This window comes from Streptomyces sp. NPDC042371, assembly GCF_056437465.1.
In genome coordinates this window covers 112,378-133,610 of sequence record NZ_JBWKAP010000010.1, presented here as the reverse complement: position 1 = coordinate 133,610, position 21,233 = coordinate 112,378, and the positions used below count along the sequence as shown (strand labels likewise).

The 21,233-nt window shown below is 70.5% G+C and carries 17 protein-coding genes; 7 read left to right on the top strand and 10 right to left on the bottom strand.

Annotated elements, in window-relative coordinates; translation table 11 throughout:
* Positions 1-28: 28 nt before the first annotated feature.
* Positions 29-739, top strand: coding sequence for a nitroreductase family protein (locus AC068B_RS29070; RefSeq protein ID WP_478674585.1), 711 nt, complete (start codon positions 29-31; stop codon positions 737-739).
* Here AC068B_RS29070 and AC068B_RS29065 read toward each other — a convergent pair.
* Positions 718-1,836 carry an alkene reductase gene (locus AC068B_RS29065; RefSeq protein WP_478674584.1) on the bottom strand — a complete coding sequence of 373 codons (1,119 nt, stop codon included), beginning with the start codon at positions 1,834-1,836 and terminating at the stop codon, positions 718-720. The genes AC068B_RS29070 and AC068B_RS29065 overlap by 22 nt on opposite strands.
* A 56-nt stretch (positions 1,837-1,892) precedes the next feature.
* Here AC068B_RS29065 and AC068B_RS29060 point away from each other — a divergent pair, with 56 nt between their 5' ends.
* Together AC068B_RS29060 and bla are read left to right on the top strand one after the other, a co-directional pair.
* Positions 1,893-2,276 carry a MerR family transcriptional regulator gene (locus tag AC068B_RS29060; protein WP_478674583.1) on the top strand — a complete coding sequence of 128 codons (384 nt, stop codon included), beginning with the start codon at positions 1,893-1,895 and terminating at the stop codon, positions 2,274-2,276.
* Positions 2,273-3,190 (top strand): class A beta-lactamase, encoded by a 918-nt coding sequence (gene bla, locus AC068B_RS29055; protein WP_478674582.1) that lies wholly within the window; start codon positions 2,273-2,275, stop codon positions 3,188-3,190. Before AC068B_RS29060 ends, bla begins: the two co-directional genes overlap by 4 nt.
* A gap of 86 nt (positions 3,191-3,276) precedes the next feature.
* Here bla and pruA read toward each other — a convergent pair whose 3' ends face one another.
* Together pruA and AC068B_RS29045 are read right to left on the bottom strand one after the other, a co-directional pair.
* A complete protein-coding gene (pruA, locus tag AC068B_RS29050; RefSeq protein WP_478674581.1) occupies positions 3,277-4,917 on the bottom strand; it encodes an L-glutamate gamma-semialdehyde dehydrogenase in 1,641 nt (546 codons plus the stop codon).
* Positions 4,918-4,957: 40 nt separating this feature from the next.
* Positions 4,958-5,884: a proline dehydrogenase family protein gene (locus AC068B_RS29045; protein ID WP_356257005.1), complete on the bottom strand. Its 927-nt coding sequence runs from the start codon at positions 5,882-5,884 to the stop codon at positions 4,958-4,960.
* Positions 5,885-6,085: 201 nt separating this feature from the next.
* Between AC068B_RS29045 and AC068B_RS29040 the strand changes: the two genes are divergently transcribed.
* Positions 6,086-7,246 (top strand): PucR family transcriptional regulator, encoded by a 1,161-nt coding sequence (locus tag AC068B_RS29040; protein WP_478674580.1) that lies wholly within the window; start codon positions 6,086-6,088, stop codon positions 7,244-7,246.
* A 98-nt stretch (positions 7,247-7,344) separates the two neighbouring features.
* Entirely contained in the window at positions 7,345-7,695 is a 351-nt protein-coding gene (locus tag AC068B_RS29035) for a hypothetical protein (RefSeq protein ID WP_478674579.1), read from the top strand.
* Positions 7,696-7,734: 39 nt separating this feature from the next.
* Here the strand turns inward: AC068B_RS29035 and AC068B_RS29030 are convergent, their stop codons facing one another.
* Positions 7,735-8,319: a TetR/AcrR family transcriptional regulator gene (locus AC068B_RS29030; protein ID WP_478674578.1), complete on the bottom strand. Its 585-nt coding sequence runs from the start codon at positions 8,317-8,319 to the stop codon at positions 7,735-7,737.
* A gap of 84 nt (positions 8,320-8,403) precedes the next feature.
* Between AC068B_RS29030 and AC068B_RS29025 the strand changes: the two genes are divergently transcribed.
* A complete protein-coding gene (locus tag AC068B_RS29025) occupies positions 8,404-9,939 on the top strand; it encodes an MFS transporter (protein ID WP_478674577.1) in 1,536 nt (511 codons plus the stop codon).
* Positions 9,940-10,081: 142 nt separating this feature from the next.
* Here AC068B_RS29025 and serA read toward each other — a convergent pair whose 3' ends face one another.
* The 6 genes from serA to AC068B_RS28995 all read right to left on the bottom strand — a co-directional run bounded on the left by serA (position 10,082) and on the right by AC068B_RS28995 (position 19,995).
* Positions 10,082-11,686, bottom strand: coding sequence for a phosphoglycerate dehydrogenase (gene serA / locus AC068B_RS29020; protein ID WP_478674576.1), 1,605 nt, complete (start codon positions 11,684-11,686; stop codon positions 10,082-10,084).
* 224 nt (positions 11,687-11,910) lie between these two features.
* The gene (gene ilvC, locus AC068B_RS29015; protein WP_356256987.1) at positions 11,911-12,912 is read right to left on the bottom strand and encodes a ketol-acid reductoisomerase; all 1,002 of its coding nucleotides are present in this window, start codon (positions 12,910-12,912) and stop codon (positions 11,911-11,913) included.
* Positions 12,913-13,005: 93 nt separating this feature from the next.
* Positions 13,006-13,533: an acetolactate synthase small subunit gene (ilvN, locus tag AC068B_RS29010; RefSeq protein WP_055700890.1), complete on the bottom strand. Its 528-nt coding sequence runs from the start codon at positions 13,531-13,533 to the stop codon at positions 13,006-13,008.
* Positions 13,534-13,562: 29 nt separating this feature from the next.
* Complete coding sequence (locus tag AC068B_RS29005) at positions 13,563-15,410, bottom strand: acetolactate synthase large subunit (RefSeq protein WP_478674575.1); 1,848 nt, start codon at positions 15,408-15,410, stop codon at positions 13,563-13,565.
* Between the two features lie 234 nt (positions 15,411-15,644).
* Positions 15,645-18,530 (bottom strand): putative bifunctional diguanylate cyclase/phosphodiesterase, encoded by a 2,886-nt coding sequence (locus tag AC068B_RS29000; RefSeq protein WP_478674749.1) that lies wholly within the window; start codon positions 18,528-18,530, stop codon positions 15,645-15,647.
* A gap of 511 nt (positions 18,531-19,041) precedes the next feature.
* Positions 19,042-19,995 (bottom strand): 2-hydroxyacid dehydrogenase, encoded by a 954-nt coding sequence (locus tag AC068B_RS28995; protein ID WP_478674574.1) that lies wholly within the window; start codon positions 19,993-19,995, stop codon positions 19,042-19,044.
* A 118-nt stretch (positions 19,996-20,113) separates the two neighbouring features.
* On the opposite strand from AC068B_RS28995, the gene AC068B_RS28990 reads away from it, so the two are divergent.
* A complete protein-coding gene (locus AC068B_RS28990) occupies positions 20,114-21,139 on the top strand; it encodes an aldo/keto reductase (RefSeq protein ID WP_478674748.1) in 1,026 nt (341 codons plus the stop codon).
* Positions 21,140-21,233: the final 94 nt, after the last annotated feature.

The following is a 21,233-nucleotide window of genomic DNA, read 5'->3' as shown; positions in this document are numbered from 1 at the left end:
ACGCCGTCCCCCGCAGCAGAATCGGACCATGTCTGATGACACCGAGCAGCAGCGAGAGTGGACCCCCATTCACGGCGAGCCCTACAGCTCCGTCCCGTACCGCCCCGACCGGATGCCCGCGGCCGAATCCCTCGCGCACTCCGCCGAGTTGAGGGGCCGGATGCAGGAACGGCGGACGGTGCGCCAGTTCGCTTCCGACCCCGTGCCCCCGCAGGTCGTGCGGGACGCCATCGCGTGCGCGGCGACGGCACCGTCCGGCGCGCACCAGCAGCCGTGGACGTTCGTCCTCGTCCAGGACCCGGAGATCCGCCGCCGCATCCGTGAGGCCGCCGAGCACGAGGAGCAGATCTCGTACGACGGCCGCCTCGGCGAGGAGTGGCTCGCGGCCCTGCGCCCGCTGGGCACGGACGAGGTGAAGCCGCACCTGACGGACGCGCCCGCCCTGATCGTCGTCTTCCAGCAGCGGTACTGGCTGGGCGAGGACGGCACCAAGCACAAGCACTACTACGTCGACGAATCGGTCGGCATCGCCGTGGGGATGCTGCTGTCCGCCCTGCACCTGTCGGGCCTCGCCGCGCTGATCCACACGCCGAGCCCGATGCGGTTCCTGCAGCAGGTGCTCGGCCGCCCCGAGAACGAGAAGGCGTTCGCGGTGATCCCCGTGGGGTATCCGGCGCCGGACTGCCGGGTCCCCGACCTCGTGCGGAAGTCGCTCGATCAGGTGCTCGTGGAGGTCTGAGCGGAGACCAGCTCCCGCGCCAGGAAGGGGTAGTCGGTGTAGCCCCGCGCGCCGTTCGTGTAGAGGTGGGCCGCGTCGATCTCCTGGAGGGGCGCTCCCACGGCGAGCCGCTCCGGCAGGTCGGGGTTCGAGATGAACGCGCGCCCGTACGACACGAGGTCGGCGAGGCCGGACGCGAGGACGGCCTCGCCCGCCTGCCGTGTCGTCGGGTCGCCGTTCTCGCCGACGTTGCCGATGAGGATGCCGTGCCAGCGGGGCCGCAGGTCGGCGAGGGCCGGGTAGCGGTCGTTGTCGGTGAGGTGGAGGTAGGCGAGGCCGAGTCCGTCGATCTCGTCGAGCAGCGCGCGGTAGACGGGGCCGGGGTCGGCCTCCGCCATGCCGAACTGCGGGTTGCCGGGCGAGAGCCGGAGACCGAGCCGTGCGGCGCCGATGGCGTCGGCGACGGCGTGAACGACCTCGACGGCGAAGCGGATGCGGTCGGCGATCGAGCCCCTGCCGTACTCGTCGTCGCGGAGGTTGGTGTTGTCCGCGAGGAACTGGTGGATCAAGTAGCTGTTGGCGCCGTGCAGTTCGACGCCGTCGAACCCGGCCGCGACGGCGTTGCGGGCGGCGTCCGCGAAGTCCTTGACCGCCGTGCGGATGTCGTCCCGGGTCATCTCGCGCGGCGCAACGTAGTCGGGCTTGGTGCCGTCCGGGCCGTGCGCGTGGCCTGGCGGGGTCACGGCGGAGGGCGCGAGCGGCAGGTCGCCGTCGATGCGGGCCAGCGGGTGGCCGTTGCGGCCGCCGTGCATGAGCTGCGCGTAGATCTTGCCGCCCGCGGCGTGCACGGCGTCGGTGACCCGCCGCCACCCCGCGATGTGGGCGGCGGTCTGCAGCCCGGGGTAGCGCCAGCCGCTCTGGCCCCGGCTGCTGGGCCAGATGCCCTCGGTGACGATGAGTCCCGCGCCCGCCCGCTGGGCGTAGTGGTCGGCGACGACCGGCAGCGGCGTGCCGTCCTCCGCGGCGCGGGCGCGGGTCATGGGGGCCATCACCATACGGTTGGCGAGGAGGCCGATGGGGCCTGCGGAATAGGGCGAGAGAAGCTCGGTGTTCGTCATGCCGGAACGGTAGAAGCTGACACCGGTGTGAGATTCAAGTGCGAAGGAGCACGGGCATGAGGATCGGCGAGCTGGCGAAGCGTACCGCTGTGAGCGTGCGGTCCCTGCGCTACTACGAGGAACAGAACCTCCTGTACGCGGAGCGCACCCCCGGCGGCCACCGCGACTACCCCGAGTCCGCGGTGGACCGGGTCGTCCACATCCAGGAGCTGTTCGCGGCGGGCCTGTGCAGCGCGAAGATCGTCCAGCTCCTGCCGTGCATGCGGGACGGGGACGGCGGCCCTTCCGAGACGGCGACCCCCTGGCTGGTGGACGAGCTGACCGAGGAGCGGGCCAGGATCGACCGCCAGGTCGCGGAGTTGCTGCGGGCCCGCGACGTACTGGACGAGGTGATCACGGCGGCGTCCAGGAACCCGCTGCCGGTACCGTCGGGATCATGACGTTATCCGCATCCCGTCGAACGGTACTCGGCACCGCGGCCGCGACCCCCGTGCTCCTCTCGGTCTCCGGCACCGCGAGCGCACAGGCCTCCGCCGCCTCAGGTACCGCCACCGACACCTCTCCCGAGACCCTGCGCCGCCTGCGCGCCCTCGAAGACGGCTATCCCGGCCGCATCGGCGTGCACGCCCTGCACACCGGGACCGGCGCCGTGGTCGCCTACCGTGCGGACGAACGCTTCGCCATCGCCTCGACGTTCAAGGTCCTGGCCGCCGCGGCGATCCTGCGCCGGGCGCGGGAGCGGGAGCCCGGACTGCTCGACGTACTGATCAGGTACGGGCACGACGACCTCGTCGAGCACTCGCCGCGCACCGAGATGCACCTCGAAACCGGCATGACGGTGCGGGAGTTGTGCGACGCGACCATCACGTACAGCGACAACGCGGCCGCCAATCTGCTGATGCGGCGCCTCGGCGGTCCATCCGGCATCACCGAGTTCGCGCGCTCGCTCGGTGACCCGCACACCCGTCTCGACCGGTGGGAGACCGACCTCAACACCAACATCCCCGGTGACCGGCGGGACACCACGACCCCCGCGGTCATGACCGAGAACCTGCGCAAGCTGATCGTCGGCAAGGCCCTCCACCCGCTCGACCGCGGCCAGCTCACCCGCTGGCTTCTGGAGAACACCACCGGCGACAAGCGGATCAGGGCCGGGCTCCCCAAGGAGTGGCGGGTCGGCGACAAGACGGGATCGCCTGCCTACGGCGGGGTCAATGACGTCGCCGTCGCCTGGCCGCCGAAGCGCGCGCCCCTGGTCGTCTCCGTCTACACGACCCGCCTCGACCCGGACACCCCGGGCGAGGACCGGATCGCGGAGGACATCACCCGCATCGCCGTCGACGCCCTCGGCTGACCCCGCAAACGACACCGCCTCCGATCGGGGTGGGGCCCAGATCGGAGGCGGGGTTCAGGGGCGGGCCGCGAAGGCCCGAGGGGGCGTCAGCCCATGTGCGGGTAGCCGTACTCGGTCGGCGGGACCAGCGTCTCCTTGATGGCGCGGGTCAGCGTCCACCGCTGGAGGTTCTGCGGGGCACCGGCCTTGTCGTTGGTGCCGGAGGCGCGGCCGCCACCGAAGGGCTGCTGGCCGACGACGGCGCCGGTCGACTTGTCGTTGATGTAGAAGTTGCCCGCGGCGTAGCGGAGCTTCTCCATCGTGTACGCGGCGGCGGCGCGGTCACCGGAGATGACCGAGCCGGTGAGCGCGTAGTCCGACGCCGACTCCATCTGGGTCAGCATCTCGTCGTACCCGTCGGCCTTGCTGTCGTCGTACACGTGCACGGCGAGGAACGGACCGAAGTACTCCGTCGAGAAGACCTCGTTGGCCGGGTCGGTGCACTCGACGACGGTCGGGCGCACGAAGTAGCCGACCGAGTCGTCGTAGGTGCCGCCCGCGACGATCGTGCAGGAGTCGTCGGCCTTGGCGCGGTCGATGGCCGCCTTGTTCTTGGCGAACGCGCGCTCGTCGATGACGGCGCCGATGAAGTTCGACAGGTCGGTGACGTCACCCATCTTGATGCCGTCGACCTCGGCCGCGAACTCCTCCTTGAACCCGTCGTTCCAGATGGAGGCCGGAATGTAGGCGCGCGAGGTCGCGGAGCACTTCTGGCCCTGGAACTCGAAGGAACCGCGGGTCAGCGCGGTCTTCAGGATCGCGCGGTCGGCGCTCGGGTGCGCGACGACGAAGTCCTTGCCGCCGGTCTCGCCGACGAGACGCGGGTAGGTGCGGTACTTCGCGATGTTCTCGCCGACCGTCTTCCACAGGTGCTGGAAGGTCGGGGTCGAGCCGGTGAAGTGGATGCCCGCGAGGTCACGGTGGTGCAGGGCGACCTCGGAGACGGCGATGCCGTCACCGGTGACGAGGTTGATGACGCCCTTGGGCAGGCCCGCCTCCTCCAGGAGCTGCATGAGCAGCACGGCGGCGTGCGTCTGCGTCGGGGACGGCTTCCACACGACCACGTTGCCCATCAGGGCCGGGGCGGTGGGCAGGTTGCCCGCGATGGCGGTGAAGTTGAACGGCGTGATCGCGTAGACGAAGCCCTCGAGCGGGCGGTGGTCCAGCCGGTTCCAGACGCCGGTGGAGTTCGCCGGGGGCTGCTCGGCGAGCAGGTCGCGGGCGTACTTCACGTTGAAGCGCCAGAAGTCGACGAGCTCGCACGGGGTGTCGATCTCGGCCTGCTGGGCGGTCTTCGACTGGCCGAGCATGGTGGAGGCGGCCAGCGTCTCGCGCCACGTGGTGGAGAGCAGCTCGGCGGCGCGCAGGATGATCGCGGCGCGGTCGTCGAAGGACATCGCGCGCCACGCGGGGGCGGCGGCCAGGGCGGCGTCGACCGCGTCCTGGGCGTCCTGCTTGGTGGCGCCGCGGCCGGTGCCGATGACGGCCTTGTGGTTGTGCGGCTGCACGACCTGGAAGGGCTCGCCGCCACCGAGGCGCTTGACGCCGCCGATGGTCATCGGCAGCTCGATGGGGTTCTCGGAGAGTTCCTTGAGCTTGGTCTCGAGGCGGGCACGCTCCGGGGAACCGGGTGCGTAGCCGTGCACCGGCTCGTTGACCGGCGCGGGGACCTGGGTCACAGCGTCCATGAGTTCCGTATCTCCTTAAGGGGGGTCGGGGGAAGGGAGCTCAGCCCTTGGTGAGGATGGAGCGGCCGAAGAAGAGGAGGTTCGCCGGCTTCTCCGCGAGACGGCGCATGAAGTAGCCGTACCAGTCGGTGCCGTAGGCGGTGTACACCCGCATCCGGTGGCCCTCCGCGGCGAGCCGCAGGTGCTCGTCGCTGCGGATGCCGTAGAGCATCTGGAATTCGTACTCGTCCAGTTTGCGCCCCGCGCGCCGCGCGAGCTCCTGCGCGATGGAGATCAGGCGCGGGTCGTGGGACCCGATCATCGGGTACCCGTCGCCCTCCATCAGGATGCGCACGATCCGGACGTACGCCTTGTCGATCTCCGCCTTGTCCTGGAACGCGACCTCGGCGGGCTCCTTGTAGGCGCCCTTCACGATGCGTACGCGGCTGCCCGCGGCGGCCAGGCGGCGGGCGTCGTCCTCGGTGCGGAAGAGGTAGGACTGGATGACGCAGCCGGTCTGCGGGAAGTCCTTCCGCAGCTCCTCGTGGATGGCGAACATCGAGTCGAGGGTGGTGTGGTCCTCGGCGTCCAGGGTGACCGTGGTGCCGATGGCCGCGGCGGCCTCGACGACGGGGCGCACGTTGCTCAGCGCGAGCTCGTGGCCGCCCTCCAGCGCCTGGCCGAACATCGACAGCTTCACGGACATCTCGGCCTTGGTCCCGAGCCCGAGGTCCTTCAGGCGCTCGATGAGCTCCAGATAGGCGTCGCGGGCCGCGTGGGACTGCTCGACGGTGGTGATGTCCTCGCCCACCACGTCGAGGGTGACCTCCAGGCCCTTGTCGGCGGCGTCGGCGACGATCGGGACGACCTGGTCGACCCCCTCACCGGCGATGAACCGGGCGACGACCTGCTTGGTGCCGGGGGCCGCCGAGACGAAACGGCGCATCTTGTCGCTGCGGGACGCGGCGAGGATCACGGGACCCAGCACGGGGCACCTCCACGGGTGTACGAAATCGGGGGCCATACCGACATAGCCCTACGCGGAGGGAATGCGGCGGTACGGCACGGAGAACCACCGTGAAATTTAAGGATCCACCCGAACGGGAGCCATCGACAGCTGTCACGCATCCGTGCCCTGGATCTCAGACAAATGTCTGAAGAATGTCCAGGGCCGCGCCAGAATGGGGGCATGAAGGGCGATTACCAAGAACTGGTCGATGAGATCTCGGCGCTGCTCGGCGCCCCCGCGACCCTGGAGAACCGGGATTTCGAGCTGATCGCCTTCGGCGCGCACGACGGCGGGGGCGACAGCGGCTTCGACGCGACCGTCCTCGACCCGGTCAGGACCCGGTCGATCCTGACCCGCCGGTCCACCTCCGAGGTCCGCTCCTGGTTCGAGAGCTTCGGCATCACGCGCGCCACGGCCCCGGTCCGCATCCCGCCCACCCCGGAGGCGGGCGTCCACCGCGGCCGCATCTGCCTGCCCGTGCGCCACCGGGGCTTCGCCCTCGGGTACGTGTGGCTGCTCGACGGCGACCCAGGCCCGAGCGAGCAGCAGCTGACCGCCGCCATGGAGGTGGCGACCCGGATCGGCGCGCTGCTCGCCGACGAGGCGCAGGCGGGCGCCGACCTGACCCGGGAGTTCCGGGCGGTCCTGACGGCCGAGCGCGGCTGGCAGCGCGACATGGCGGTGGCGGCCCTGCGCACGGCGCTCGGCTCGCGCGGCGACGGCCTGCACGCCGTGGTGTGCGTGGCCCCCTGGCGCTCCGCGGACCCGGACGACGCCCCGGCGGCCCGTACGGTGCCGGGCGCGACGGCGGTGTGCACGGTGCCGTGGGGCACGACCGCGCAGTCCCTGGCGGCGCTGGTGCGGCTGCGCTCGGCCGACGCGCTGTCGCCCGCGCACACGGCGGCGTCGCGCCTGCTCGACGCGGCGCCGGGGGCGGCGGCCGGTATCGCGGGTGCCCGGCACGGCCTGGAGGACCTGGGCGCGGCTTGGTGGGAGGCGTCGGGGGCGGCGCGCGCGGCGCTGGCCGAGCGGCGCTTCGGCCCGGTGGCGCAGTGGTCGGACGTGGGCCCCTACCGCCTGCTGACCACCCTGCCTCCGGAGGCGGCGCACGACCCCGTGGGCATTCAGCTCCTCGCCCCCGCCCACCGCGAACTGGCCCGCACCGCCGAGGTGTTCCTCGACTGCGCGGGCCAGGCGGGCCGCGCGGCGGCCGAGTTGGGCATCCACCGCCAGACGCTGTACTACCGGCTGTCGCGCGTGGAGCAGCTCACCGGCCTCGATCTGGACGACGGCGAGGACCGGCTGCTGCTGCACATGGTCCTGAAGTCGTCACGACTGTAAGGGCCGCGCAACGAACGATTACGGCCATGATCGTGGGGCGATACGGTTCTCCGCGTCCGAACATTCCGTCCCCCCACGTATGGGAGAACGAACACCTCATGAAGTTCAGGGTATTGGCCCCCGCGGTCGCCTTCTCCGCCCTCGCGCTCGTCGGCACCACCGTCGCCACGAGCGGGACCGCCGTCGCCGCGTCGAAGCCCGACTGCTCGCGGCAGATCGTCAACGTCCCCGCCAAGGAGGCGGTGAAGGTGCGCACCCACGCCAAGGTGAGCGCCACCGCCGTCAGCCAGTGGAACAAGGGCAAGAAGGGCAGCCTCTGCAACGACGGCCACTTCTACACGGGCCAGAAGTACAAGCTGTGCGGCAAGACCAGCACCAAGTGGCTGTACGGCAGCGAGTTCAACAAGAAGCGCGGCTGGATCCCCGCCGCCTGCATCAAGTGGTCGTAACCACCCTTCCCTGAGGCCGGTCCGCACTGCGGGCCGGCCTCAGCCGGTTCTGGCCGCCCGGTCCATCACGCGCCGCAGCCCCTCGGTGAGCTGCTCGGCGGTCGTCGCGGAGTCCGGGTCGAAGAGCCACTGCACCATCAGGCCGTTGAGGAGCGTGGTGTAGAAGCGACCCTCGCTCTCCACGAGGTCCTCGGGGAGCTCGCTCTCCTCGATGCCGGTGAACAGCGCCGCGAGACCGGCGGTCCCCTCCTTCTGGGCGTCGATCAGCAACTCGCGGATACCGGCGAGGCGTTCGCCCTGTGTGATGACCTCCAGCGTCATCATCCAGATGGGCCGCATCTCGGGCACCGAGCGGATGATGTTGCCCCACACCCGCGCGAAGCGCTCCATGCCGTCCTCGTCGGCGTCCGCCTCGGTCCGCACCCCCTCGAAGTCGGTCCCGAGTGGCTCGACGAGCGCGATGTACGCCTCCACCAGCAGCGCGTCCTTGGACCCGTAGTGGTAGCCGATGGACCCGAGGTTCGTCCCCGACTCCTTGACGATGTCGCGGGCCGTCGTACGCACGAACCCCTTCTCCAGCAGACAGCGCTTGGCGCCTTCGAGCAGATCTTCACGGTGTCCCATGCGAGGCACCCTACGCCGACCCCATACGAACGTCCTACACACTCGTACTAGACAGCCGTATAAGACGCCCGTACAGTCCTCTCCATGCAGACGAACCCGCGCGCCACCCGCAAGGAATGGACCGCCTTCGCCGTCCTGATGCTCCCGCTGCTCCTGGTCTCGATGGACGTCTCCGTCCTCTACTTCGCGATCCCGGAGATCACCGCGGACCTGGAGCCCAGCGGCACCCAACAGCTGTGGATCTTCGACATCTACGCCTTCGTCCTCGCCGGACTCCTGATGACGATGGGCGCGGTCGGCGACCGCATCGGCCGCCGCAGGCTGCTCCTGCTCGGCGCCACCGCCTTCGGCGCCGCATCGCTCGTCGCCGCGTACGCGAACAGCGCGGAAACCCTCATCGCGGCCCGCGCGGTCCTCGGCATCGGCGGCGCGACCCTGATGCCGTCCACCCTGGCGCTCGTGCGCACCCTGTTCCGCGACGCCGGTCAGCGGGCGAAGGCGATCGGCATCTGGCAGGGCGTCCTGGTGGCCGGAATCGCCCTCGGCTCGGTGCTCAGCGGCGTCCTCGTCGAATACTTCTGGTGGGGCTCGGTCTTCCTGGTCAACCTGCCCGCGATGGTGCTGCTCCTGGTCCTCGCGCCGCTGCTGATCCCGGAGTCCAAGGACCCGCGTCCCGGCCGCTTCGACCTGCTGAGCGTGCCGCTGTCGATGGCCGCCGTGCTGCCGCTCGTGTGGGGCCTCAAGGAGATGCCGTCCGAGGGCGTCGAACTCCCCTACGTCGCGTCCGTCGCCGTCGGCCTCGTCTTCGCCGCCCTCTTCGTGCTCCGCCAGCGCACCGCGGCGTCACCGATGATCTCGCCGGACCTGTTCCGCGGCCGCGGCCGCGCCTTCGGTGCCGCCGTCTCGCTGAACCTCATCTCCTCGCTGGCGATGATGGGTTCGGCGTACTTCACCACGCAGTATCTGCAGTCCGTGCTCGGCAAGAGCGCGATGGAGGCCGCGCTCTGGGCGCTGCTGCCCTCGGTCCTCATCGGCTTCGCCGCCCCCGTCGCCACGGCGCTCGTGCAGCGCGGCATGGACCGCGCCCACGTCGTCGCCACCGGCTTCACCGTCTCCGCCTGCGGCTACGGCCTGCTCGCGCTGACGGGCACGTCATCGCTCTGGCTCGTGCTCGCCGGGGCGGGCGTGCTGGCCTGCGGCGCGGTCATCGTCGGCTCGCAACTCACCGACCTGGCGCTCGGCGCGGCCCCGGCGGAGAAGGCGGGCACGGCGGCCTCGCTCCTGGAGACGGGGCAGGAGTTCGGCGGCGCGATCGGCATGGCGCTGCTCGGCTCCATCGGCAACACGATCTACCAGAACCGGATCCCGGACACGGCTCCGGCCGAGGCCCACGAGACCCTGGCGGGCGCGGTGGCGACGGCCTCCCACCTCCCCACCCGCACGGGCGACGCCCTCCTGGCCACGGCCAGGGAGGCCTTCACCACCGGCATGCACGCCGCGGCGGTGACGGGAGCGGTCCTGCTGCTCGGGGCGGCGGGGCTGGCGGCGGTGGCGCTGCGAAGGGTGCGGGTACGGGAAGAGGCGCCCGAGGCGGCCGATTCCGAGCGCGTACCGGCGTAAGGACCCCGCACGCGCAAGCGCCGGACGGGCTGGAAATTCCAGCCCGTCCGGCGCTTGGTGGTTCAAGCCCGTCCGGCGTTTGAGGACGAACTCGGCGAAGCCGGTGATCTACGGCGACCGAAGCCGCCGCCCAGCAGAACCCCTAGTCCGTGAGGTCAACCGCACGCGCGGACTCCGCACCGATCTCCTCGGAGAGCTCATTCAGCACCGTCTGCGACACCGTGTCGTCCACGGTGAGAACGGCGAGTGCCTCCCCGCCCACGTCGGCACGGGCGACCTGCATGCCCGCGATGTTGATGCCCGCCTCGCCGAGGACACGGCCGACCGTGCCGACGACGCCCGGACGGTCGGCGTAGCGCAGGACGACCATGTGGTCGGCGAGCGCCAGGTCCACGTCGTACTCACCGATGGAGACGATCTTCTGGAGGTGCTTGGGCCCGGCCAGCGTGCCGGAGACCGCGATCTCCTCGCCGCCGGAGAGCGTGCCGCGCACGGTGACCACGTTGCGGTGGTCCGGCGACTCGGAGCTCGTGGTGAGGCGGACCTCGACGCCGCGCTCCTGGGCGAACAGCGGCGCGTTCACGTACGACACGGTCTCGTCGACGACGTCCTCGAACACGCCCTTCAGCGCGGACAGTTCGAGCACCTTCACGTCGTGCTGGGTGATCTCGCCGTACACCTCGACGTCGAGGCGGGCCGCGACCTCCTGGGCGAGCGCGGTGAAGATCCGGCCGAGCTTCTCGGCGAGCGGCAGGCCGGGACGGACGTCCTCGGCGATGACGCCGCCCTGCACGTTCACCGCGTCCGGCACGAGCTCACCGGCGAGGGCGAGGCGCACCGACTTGGCGACGGCGATGCCCGCCTTCTCCTGCGCCTCGTCCGTGGAGGCGCCGAGGTGCGGGGTGCAGACGACCTGGTCGAACTGGAAGAGCGGGGAGTCCGTGCAGGGCTCCTTCGCGTACACATCCAGACCGGCGCCCGCGACGCGGCCCTCCTTGAGGGCGGAGTGCAGCGCCTCCTCGTCGACGATCCCGCCGCGCGCGGCGTTCACGATGCGGACGGTCGGCTTGACCTTGTGCAGCGCCTCGTCGCCGATGAGACCGAGGGTCTCCGGCGTCTTGGGGAGGTGCACGGTGATGAAGTCCGAGACCTCGAGCAGCTCGTCGAGGGAGAGGACCTTCACACCCATCTGGGCGGCGCGCGCGGGCTGCACATACGGGTCGTAGGCCACGACCTTCATGCCGAAGGCGCTCATGCGCTGGGCGACAAGGGCACCGATGCGGCCGAGGCCGACGACGCCGAGGGTCTTCTCGGCCAGCTCGACACCCGTGTACTTCGAGCGCTTCCACTCGGCGTTCTTCAGGGCGGTGTTGGCCTGGGGGATGTTGCGCGCGGTGGCCAGGAGCAGGCCGCAGGCGAGCTCGGCGGCCGTGACGATGTTCGAGGTCGGGGCGTTCACGACCATCACGCCTGCCTTGGTGGCGGCGGACACGTCGACGTTGTCCAGACCGACGCCCGCGCGGGCGACGACCTTCAGCTTCTTGGCGGCGGCGATGGCCTCGGCGTCGACCTTGGTCGCGGAGCGCACCAGGATCGCGTCGACGTCGGCGATCGCGGGCAGCAGCTCGGCACGGTCCCCGCCGTTGCACTGGCGGATCTCGAAGTCCGGGCCCAGCGCGTCGACGGTGGCGGGCGACAGCTCTTCAGCGATGAGTACGACGGGTTTGCCGGTGGCAGCAGTGCTCACGTGAGTCCTCACAAGTCCCTTGCGGACGGCCGTCCCGACGGCCGCAGGCGGAGTCGCTTAGCCGCGTGGAAGACGCACGACGCTGTGGGCCCGACGCGAATGTTGAACAGAAGTGTAGTGGCGCCGCGGAGGTCGTCGTGCGCCTCGATGGAAGGATCACTCGTCCGTGGCTGGACACGTTGGACAAGGGCCGGGGCAGCTGCCCCGGCCCTTGTCCTCACGGCTTACGCGTCGTCGTCGTTGACCCAGCTCATGAGCTTGCGCAGCTCCTTGCCCGTGGTCTCCAGGAGGTGGTTCTCGTCCTGGGTCTTGTACTCGTTGTACTTCTTCAGACCACCGTGGTACTCGTCCATCCAGTTCTTGGCGAAGGTGCCGTCCTGGATCTCGGTGAGGACCTTCTTCATCTCGGCCTTGGTGGCGTCGGTGATGATGCGCGGGCCGGTGACGTAGTCGCCCCACTCAGCGGTCTCGGAGATCGACCAGCGCATCTTCTCCAGGCCGCCCTCGTACATGAGGTCGACGATGAGCTTCAGCTCGTGGAGGCACTCGAAGTACGCGATCTCCGGCTGGTAACCGGCCTCGGTCAGCGTCTCGAAGCCCGCCTTGACCAGCGCCGCGGTGCCACCGCAGAGGACGGCCTGCTCGCCGAAGAGGTCGGTCTCGGTCTCCTCGGTGAAGGTCGTCTTGATGACGCCCGCACGCGTGCCGCCGATGCCCTTGGCGTACGAGAGCGCCAGCGCGAAGCCCTTGCCGGTCGCGTCCTGCTCGACGGCCGCGATACACGGAACGCCGCGGCCCTCCTCGTACTGGCGGCGGACCAGGTGGCCCGGGCCCTTGGGGGCGACCATGCAGACGTCGACGCCCTCGGGGGCCTTGATGAAGCCGAAGCGGATGTTCAGGCCGTGGCCAAAGAACAGCGCGTCGCCGTCCTTGAGGTTGTCCTTGATGGACTCCTCGTAGACCTGGGCCTGGATCGGGTCCGGCACCAGGATCATGATGACGTCGGCCTCGGCCGCCGCCTCGGACGGGGTGACCACGCGCAGGCCCTGCTCCTCGGCCTTCGCCTTGGACTTGGAGCCCTCGTGCAGACCGACGCGGACGTCGACACCCGAGTCACGGAGCGACAGCGCGTGGGCGTGGCCCTGGCTGCCGTAACCGATGACCGCGACCTTGCGGCCCTGGATGATGGACAGGTCGGCATCGTCGTCGTAGAACAGCTCGGCCACTGGGAATCTCCTATGTGTGCTGGTGTTGCGTCCCACCGTACGGCGGGCGGGGGAAGGGAAGTCTGCCGGTCTCGCTATGCGGGCCGGTTGTCGCTATGCGGTCCGGTCGAGGGCCCGCAGGCTGCGGTCCGTGATGGAGCGGGAGCCCCGGCCGATGGCGATCGTGCCGGACTGGACGAGCTCCTTGATGCCGAACGGCTCCAGCATCTTGAGCATGGCCTCCAGCTTGTCGCTGCTGCCGGTCGCCTCGATGGTGACGGCCTCCGGGGAGACGTCCACGGTCTTGGCGCGGAACAGCTGGACGATCTCGACGATCTGGGAGCGGGTCTCGTTGTCCGCGCGGACCTTCGCGAGGACGAGCTCGCGGGCCACCGCGGCGCCCGGCTCCAGTTCGACGATCTTCAGGACGTTGACGAGCTTGTTGAGCTGCTTCGTGACCTGTTCGAGCGGCAGGTCCTCGACGTTCACGACGATGGTGATGCGCGAGATGTCGGGGTGCTCGGTGACGCCCACGGCGAGCGAGTCGATGTTGAAGCCGCGGCGGGAGAACAGTGCGGCGATCCGGGCGAGGATGCCGGGGGTGTTCTCGACCAGGACGGAGAGCGTGTGCTTGGTGGACATGACTCTTGGTCTCTCTTTCGCTCTCGGTCTCAGTCGTCTTCGTTGTCGCCGAAGTCGGGGCGGACGCCCCGGGCGGCCATGACCTCGTCGTTCGAGGTGCCTGCGGCCACCATCGGCCAGACCTGGGCGTCCTCGTGGACGATGAAGTCGACGACGACGGGCCGGTCGTTGATGGCGTTGGCCTCGGCGATGACCTTGTCCAGGTCCTCGGGGCGCTCGCAGCGCAGCGCCACGCAGCCCATGGCCTCCGACAGCTTCACGAAGTCCGGGACGCGGGTGCCCTTGTTGGGGCCGATGTCCTCGGGACCGCTGTGCAGCACGGTGTTGGAGTAACGCTGGTTGTAGAACAGCGTCTGCCACTGGCGGACCATCCCGAGGGCGCCGTTGTTGATGATGGCGACCTTGATCGGGATGTTGTTCAGGGCGCAGGTGGTGAGCTCCTGATTGGTCATCTGGAAGCAGCCGTCGCCGTCGATCGCCCAGACCGTGCGGTCGGGCCGTCCGGCCTTGGCGCCCATCGCGGCCGGGACCGCGTAGCCCATCGTTCCTGCGCCGCCGGAGTTGAGCCAGGTGGCGGGCTTCTCGTATTCGATGAAGTGCGCGGCCCACATCTGGTGCTGGCCGACGCCCGCCGCGAAGATCGTGCCCTCCGGGGCGAGCTGCCCGACCCGCTCGATGACGTGCTGCGGGGAGAGCGAGCCGTCCTCGGGCTGGGTGTAGCCCAGGGGGTAGGTGTCGCGCCAGCGGTTGAGGTCGTTCCACCAGGCGGCGTAGTCACCCGTGTGGCCCTCGGTGTGCTCGGCCTGGACGGCTTGGACGAGGTCGGCGATGACCTCGCGGGCGTCACCGACGATCGGCACGTCGGCGACGCGGTTCTTGCCGATCTCGGCCGGGTCGATGTCGGCGTGGACGATCTTCGCGTACGGGGCGAAGCTGTCCAGCTTGCCGGTGACGCGGTCGTCGAAACGGGCTCCGAGGGCGACGATCAGGTCGGCCTTCTGCAGCGCGGTGACGGCGGTGACCGCACCGTGCATGCCCGGCATTCCCACGTGCAGCGGGTGGCTGTCGGGGAATGCGCCGAGCGCCATCAGTGTGGTGGTGACGGGCGCTCCGGTGAGCTCTGCCAGGACCTTCAGCTCGGCGGTGGCCTGGGCCTTCAGGACGCCGCCGCCGACGTAGAGGACCGGGCGCTTGGCCGCGGTGATGAGCTTGGCGGCCTCGCGGATCTGCTTGGCGTGCGGCTTGGTCACCGGGCGGTAGCCGGGCAGGTCCTGCTGCGGCGGCCAGGAGAACGTCGTCTGCGCCTGCAGCGCGTCCTTCGCGATGTCCACGAGGACGGGGCCCGGACGGCCGGTGGAAGCGATGTGGAAGGCCTCCGCGATCGTCCGCGGGATGTCCTCGGCCTTGGTGACCAGGAAGTTGTGCTTGGTGATCGGCATCGTGATGCCGACGATGTCCGCCTCCTGGAAGGCGTCCGTGCCGATGGCCTTGGAGGCCACCTGGCCGGTGATCGCCACCATCGGGACGGAGTCCATGTGGGCGTCGGCGATCGGGGTGACCAGGTTGGTGGCGCCGGGGCCGCTCGTCGCCATGCAGACGCCGACCTTGCCGGTGGCCTGCGCGTAACCGGTGGCGGCGTGGCCCGCGCCCTGCTCGTGCCGGACCAGGACGTGCCGCACCCGGGTGGAGTCCATCATCGGGTCGTACGCGGGGAGGATGGCGCCGCCCGGAATGCCGAACACCGTGTCGGCCCCGACTTCCTCGAGAGAACGAATGAGGGACTGCGCACCCGTCACGTGCTCGACGGGGGCGGACTGCTGTCCTGAGGATCGGGGCCGCGGCTGCGGATGGTGGGCCCCGGTGGCCTGCTCGGTCATCGGCATTCTCTTCTCGAAGCTGAGGGTTTTTGCGGGGTGTTTGCGGGGGTTTGGCAGGTGCCAGTGCAACAAAAAACCCCTCGTGCCGTGAGGCAAGCGAGGGGAGCGCGCCGGGTGCGGTCGCTGGGGATCCGGTATTCGGACCGGTCAGTCCCAGCTTCAGCCGACGCGCTTTCCAAGTACGAGAATTCGGGTGCGCATGGCATTGACCCTCCCCCCGGCACGCAGTACCTGTCAAGTAGGTGGGACGGGGGTCTCATTATGTGAACGCGCATAGGTGGAGGGGCCGCCTGTGTACGTCCCCGGAGGCCCGACCGCATAAGCGGAGGCGCCGCCCGCGAACGCCCCGGAGGGGCCGCCGTACGCCGCCGCGGAGCCGCCCGCGTACGACGCGGGACGGCCGCCGACGAAGACCGGCTCGGCCGGGCCGTGCGGCACCGGATACTCACCGATCGTCAGCGCCCGGCGCAGCCGGTACTCGTCGAGCGGCCCGGCGAACGCCATCCCCTGCCCGTGCGTGCAGCCCATCGCGCGCAGGGCCACCACCTGCTCGGGCAGGTCGACGCCGTCGGCCACGGAAGCCAGCCCCAGGTCGCCCGCGATGCGCAGCAGTCCTGAAGTGATCTTGTGCAGCCGCGCGGACTCCACTACGCCCTCGATGAGGCCGCGGTCCAGCTTCAGTACGTCGATGGGGAGCCTGCGCAGGGCCGTGATCGCCGCGTACCCGCTGCCGAAGCCGTCGAGCGCGATGCGCACGCCGAGCCTGCGCAGTGCGGCGAGGCGGCGCTCCAGATCGTCCAGGGAGACCCTGGGGTCGGTCTCGGCGAGCTCGATGATGAGTGCGCCGGAGGGCAGTCCGTGCCGGGTCAGGAGCGCCTCGATGGAGCCCAGCGGCATGGAGCGGTCAAGGAGGCGGCGCGCGCTCATCCGGACGGCGACGGGCACGGCGTGCCCGGTCCGGCCGCGCTCGGCGGCCTGCTCCACGGCCTCCTCGAACATCCAGCGCCCGAGCTCGCCCGCGCGGCCGTCCTGGCCCTCTCCGGAGTCGGACACCCGCAGGAACTCGGCGGGCGTGAAGAGGATGCCCTGCGCCGAGCGCCAGCGGGCCTGGGCGGCGACCGCCGTGATCCGGCCGTCGTCCAGGGAGACGACGGGCTGGTGGAGCAGCGCGAACTCGCCGTCGTGCAGGGCGGCGCGCAGCCGGGTCGCGAGCTCCGCCTTGCGGACGACGTCGGCCTGCATCTGGGGTGCGTACAGCTCGACGCGGCCCTTGCCCGCGGCCTTGGCGCGGTACATCGCGAGGTCGGCGTTGCGGAGCAACTCCCCTGCGCCGACGCCCGGTTCGGCGAAGGCCACACCGATGGACGCCGCCACGCGCACGTCGTTGCCGTCGATGGCGTACGGCTGGGACAGGGTGATTCTCAGCCGGTCGGCGAGCTCGTAGATGTGCTGTTCTCTCGCGGCCTGGTCCCGGGTCCCGTCGCCGACGATGAGGGCCGCGAACTCATCGCCGCCGAGCCGGGAGGCGGTGTCGCCCGAACGCACCGCCTCCTGGAGTCTGCGCGCGGCCTGGATGAGGAGCTCGTCACCGGCCTGGTGTCCGATGGTGTCGTTGACGCCCTTGAAGCCGTCGAGGTCGATGAAGAGCACGGCCGTGCCGCGGTCGGTCACCCTGCGGCCGGTCAGCGCCTGGCTCACGCGCCGGGTGAACAGGGCGCGGTTGGGCAGGTCGGTCAGCGGGTCGTGCTCGGCGTTGTGCTGCAACTGCGCCTGGAGCCTGACCCGTTCGGTGACGTCCCTGCTGTTGAAGATGAGGCCGCCCTGGTGGCGGTTGACGGTGGACTCCACGTTCAGCCAGTCGCCGTCGCCGGACTTGAAGCGGCACTCGATGCGGGTGGTGGGCTCCTCGACGGGGTTGGCGGCGAGGAACCTGCGGACCTCGTGGACGACCCGGCCGAGGTCCTCGGGGTGCATGAGGGAGGCGAGTTCGGAACCGACCAGTTCTTCGGCATCCCTGCCGTAGACCCCGGAGGCGGCCGGACTCACGTAGTGCAGGATGCCGTTCGGCGCGGCGATCATGATGACGTCGCTCGAACCCTGGACCAGCGACCTGAAGTGGTTCTCCTTCTGGGCCAGCTCCTGGGTGAGCGTGATGTTGTCCAGGAGCATGATGCCCTGGCGCACCACGAGCGCGAGGACCACGGTGCCCGCGGTGAAGAGCACCACGCGGTCCACACTGCGGCCGTTCAGCACGTTGTAGAGGATCCCCAACGTGCAGACGGCGGCGGCCAGATACGGCGTGAGGGCGGCCAGCGATCCGGCGATCGGACGGGTCGCTGGGGTCGGCTCCTCGGGCCCGCTGTCGTACTGCACGCGCGGGTGACCCGCTCCGGGCCCGCCGCGCGCGTGCCAGGGTGCGGCCCACGGGGCGTACGCAAGGAGCAGCGAACCCGCGAACCAGCCGGCGTCGAGCATCTGACCCGAGCGGTAACTGGCGTGCAGCAGCGGCGAGGTGAACAGCGCGTCGCACATCACGGTCAGGGCCAGCGCGCCGATCGCGGTGTTCACCGCGGTGCGGTTGGCCGACGACCGTCTGAAGTGCAGCGCGAGGACCATGCTGACCAGCGCGATGTCGAGCAGCGGGTACGCGAGCGACAGCGCGGCGAACGCGACGCTCTGCCCCTCGAACTGCGCGGTGTGCGCGAGGGCGAGGCTCCAGGAGAGCGTGAGGAGCGAGCCCCCGATCAGCCAGGAGTCGAGGGCCAGACACCCCCAGCCCGCCCTCGTCACCGGACGCTTGGCGAGCACGAGCAGTCCGATGATGGCGGGCGGGGCGAAGCACAGGAAGAACAGGTCGGCGAAGCCCGGGCTGGGCACGGGGCGCTGGAGCACGACCTCGTACCAGCCCCACACGCCGTTTCCGACGGCTGCCATCGCGGAGGAGAGCGCGAAGAGCAGCCATGCGGGTCGAAAGCGGCTTCGTCGGGTGCGGGAGTACCGGAAGCAGGAGACCGCGGCGGCCGCCGCGGCGAAGCTCAGTCCGAAGTCGCCCATGATCAGGGCCAGTCGGTCGGATCCCCAGCCGAGCGCCGATCCGGCGGCATACGCCCCGCAGACCATCAGGAGTGCCAGCTGGGAGATGAGGCCACGGCCTCCCGGCAGCGGGCGCCGGACCAGTGGAACCCTGGGCGGCAGCGCCGCCACGCCCCCGCCGAGGACGGGAGCGGAGGTCACGCGGGCGCTCACCGGGCTGCCCCGGTCCGTGTCGCCCCCGTATCCGCCCGGCCCGTGCGCCGACCGGGCCGACAGGGGCGCTGTGGTGTGCGGCGACGGCCGCTCGTGCGGCTCCCGGCTTGCCTGCGTCTGCGGGTCGGTGTGCGCCGGAGTCGCCGGCTGAGGTCCCGCCGCGTCGGATCGTCCACCCATAGGCCGTGCATCGCCCGTCGCCCCCCTCGCAGTCTGATGTCTCATCCCCGCGCCGAACGGTCCACGGCGCATCCCCTGTCGGGACGATACACCAGACTCGTCACTCAGGGACATAGCTCCTCTACGCTCCGTGACTGCGGACGGGGATGCGGACACGGGGAGCGCACGGACAGGCGCGGAGCGTGCGCAAATCGCTCTCAGGCGATCAACTGCCCGTTGTCAGCACCACGTTGTCCAGGGGCCGTCCGGCGACGTACTCGGTCAGTTGCGCGGCCAGCAACCGTTTGGCGCGGGGCAGGAACGCCGAGGACGAGCCGCCCACGTGCGGGCTGACAAGTGCCCCTGGAGCGTGCCACAGGGGGTGACCTGCGGGCAGCGGTTCAGGATCGGTCACGTCGAGGGCGGCGGTGATGCGGCCGGACTCCAGTTCGGCGAGGAGCGCCTTGGTGTCGACCACGGGCCCGCGGGCCACGTTCACGAGCAGTGCGCCGTCCTTCATGCGGGCCAGGAAGTCGGCGCCCGCCAGTCCGCGGGTGGCCTCGGTGAGCGGTGTCGAGAGGATGACGACGTCCGCCTGGGGCAGCAGGGAGGGCAGGTCGACGAGCGGGTGCACGGGGCCGCGCTCCGTGGCACGGGCAGAGCGCGCGACGCGCGCCACCCGCGCGCATTCGAAGGGGGTGAGCCGGTCCTCGATGGCGGAACCGATCGATCCGTATCCCACGATGAGCACGGACTTGTCGGCCAGCGCCGGATAGAAACCGGACCTCCACTCCTCCTGCCGCTGCCCCTCGACGAAGCGCGGGACACCCCGCAGCGAGGCGAGGACGAGGGTGAGCGCGAGCTCGGCGGTGCTGGCCTCGTGGACACCGCGGGCGTTGCACAACTGCACACCGGGTGCGAGGAACTTGATGCCTGGCTCCACGTGGTCGATGCCCGCGGTCAGTGTCTGTACGACGCGTACGGACGCCATCGCGGACAAGGGACGTACCGCGATCTCCGTGGCTTTCATATAGGGCACCACATAGAAGGCACAGTCGGCCGGGTCGGCGGGGAACTCCGGTCCGCCGTCCCAGAAACGGTAGGTGAGACCGGCCTCGGCGGCATCGGGCAGCCCCGGGATGTCGTGTGCTTCAAACGGAAGCCATACGTCAGTCGTCATGGCCTGGAGGCTAATGCGCACCGGCGTGCGCCGCCCTCGGGAGGGCAACGGTCGAGGCCACTGTGGCAAGCGGTTAGTTTGGATGATCTCCGAACGAGGAGCGGGAGGGCACGACCAGGTGGAGCGCAGGACGATCGGCGCGGGGGCGCTCGAAGTGGGCGCCGTCGGACTCGGCTGCATGCCGATGAGCTGGGCGTACACCGGCTCGCGGCAGCGTGGCGACGCGTCGGTGCGCACCCTGCACGCGGCGCTGGACGCGGTGGGGGGCGGCGACGGCGGGGGGATGCTGCTCGACACGGCGGACATGTACGGGCCCTTCACCAACGAGCTGTTGATCGGCAGGGTCTTGAAGCAGCGGCGCTCCGACGCGTTCGTGTCGACGAAGTGCGGGCTGCTGGTGGGCGAGCAGCACATCGTCGCCAACGGCCGCCCCGGCTATGTGAAGCGGGCCTGCGACGCGTCGCTGCGACGGCTCCAGACGGAGACCATCGATCTCTACCAACTGCACCGCGCCGACCCCGAGATCCCCATCGAGGAGACCTGGGGCGCCATGGCCGAACTCGTGGCCGCGGGAAAGGTGAGGGCCCTGGGGTTGTGCGCGGTGGGGGCGCGCGCTCAGCGGCGTCCTGCGCCGGGGCGCACAGGACCGGGGCGTTATGACGCGACCATCCGGCAGCTGGAACGGGTGCAGCAGGTGTTTCCGGTGAGCGCGGTGCAGGCCGAGCTGTCGGTGTGGTCGCCGGAGGCGCTGGACACGCTGCTGCCGTGGTGCGTGGCGCGCGGTGTCGGACTGCTCGCGGCGATGCCGTTGGGAAATGGTTTCCTCACGGGGACGCTGAAGCCGGGCCAGGGTTTCGAACCCGACGACCTGCGGGCCCGCCATCCGCGCTTCACCGCCGAGATGATGGCCGCCAACCAGCCGCTGGTGGTGGGGTTGCGCAGGGTGGCGGAACGGCACGGGGCGACACCGGCGCAGGCCGCGCTGGCCTGGGTCCTGGCGCAGGGGCGGCATGTGGTGCCGGTTCCCGGGGCCAAGCGGGAGCGGTGGGCGGTAGAGAACGCCGGGGCCTCGGCGATCCGGCTCACCGAGAGGGACCTGGCGGAGATCGCGGCGCTGCCGCCCGCGCTGGGGTCGTGGGACTGAGCGGATCGGGAACCTGCGGGGCGCGAGCGGTGTATGAACAGTGGAAGCGCTGCGTCGAAGGGATCCTGATCGTGCAACGACCTGCTGTTACAGC

Coding starts and splice junctions, on each gene's coding strand:
- AC068B_RS29070 (WP_478674585.1), top strand. CDS start 29: ATGTCTGATGACACCGAGCAGCAGCGAGAGTGGACCCCCATTCACGGC.
- AC068B_RS29005 (WP_478674575.1), bottom strand. CDS start 15,410: ATGACCGAGCAGGCCACCGGGGCCCACCATCCGCAGCCGCGGCCCCGA.
- AC068B_RS29040 (WP_478674580.1), top strand. CDS start 6,086: ATGAAGGGCGATTACCAAGAACTGGTCGATGAGATCTCGGCGCTGCTC.
- pruA (WP_478674581.1), bottom strand. CDS start 4,917: ATGGACGCTGTGACCCAGGTCCCCGCGCCGGTCAACGAGCCGGTGCAC.
- AC068B_RS29000 (WP_478674749.1), bottom strand. CDS start 18,530: ATGGTCTGCGGGGCGTATGCCGCCGGATCGGCGCTCGGCTGGGGATCC.
- AC068B_RS29065 (WP_478674584.1), bottom strand. CDS start 1,836: ATGACGAACACCGAGCTTCTCTCGCCCTATTCCGCAGGCCCCATCGGC.
- ilvN (WP_055700890.1), bottom strand. CDS start 13,533: ATGTCCACCAAGCACACGCTCTCCGTCCTGGTCGAGAACACCCCCGGC.
- AC068B_RS29030 (WP_478674578.1), bottom strand. CDS start 8,319: ATGGGACACCGTGAAGATCTGCTCGAAGGCGCCAAGCGCTGTCTGCTG.
- AC068B_RS29060 (WP_478674583.1), top strand. CDS start 1,893: ATGAGGATCGGCGAGCTGGCGAAGCGTACCGCTGTGAGCGTGCGGTCC.
- AC068B_RS29035 (WP_478674579.1), top strand. CDS start 7,345: ATGAAGTTCAGGGTATTGGCCCCCGCGGTCGCCTTCTCCGCCCTCGCG.
- bla (WP_478674582.1), top strand. CDS start 2,273: ATGACGTTATCCGCATCCCGTCGAACGGTACTCGGCACCGCGGCCGCG.
- AC068B_RS29025 (WP_478674577.1), top strand. CDS start 8,404: ATGCAGACGAACCCGCGCGCCACCCGCAAGGAATGGACCGCCTTCGCC.
- AC068B_RS28995 (WP_478674574.1), bottom strand. CDS start 19,995: ATGACGACTGACGTATGGCTTCCGTTTGAAGCACACGACATCCCGGGG.